Source organism: Achromobacter sp. SIMBA_011, from assembly GCF_046535435.1.
Classification (GTDB): domain Bacteria; phylum Pseudomonadota; class Gammaproteobacteria; order Burkholderiales; family Burkholderiaceae_B; genus Achromobacter; species Achromobacter dolens.
On record NZ_JAWRWN010001318.1, the window covers coordinates 1 to 231 of the forward strand.

The 231-nt window shown below is 62.8% G+C and carries 1 pseudogene; it reads left to right on the forward strand.

Annotation, left to right across the window (positions count from 1 at the left end):
• Positions 1-26: 26 nt before the first annotated feature.
• Positions 27-231: pseudogene (locus SB816_RS35355) on the forward strand (hypothetical protein); the annotation flags it as partial.

Below are 231 nucleotides of genomic sequence, written 5' to 3' on the forward strand. Positions count from 1 at the left end.
TCCTGATCGGTGAAGGCGGGGAAAACATGATCTCGGTCATTCCGGCCGCCAATGGTGAAGTCTCCGCAGCCGATGCCGCAAAGGCGGTGGCGGAGATGTCGGCAGGTGATATTCTGATGCTTCAGTTCGAAGTGCCTGCGCCCGCCATTGAAGCGGCGCTTACGGCCGCCAAGGCGAAACGCATCACCACCGTCATCAATACCGCACCGCTGACCGCCGACGGCCCGCGCC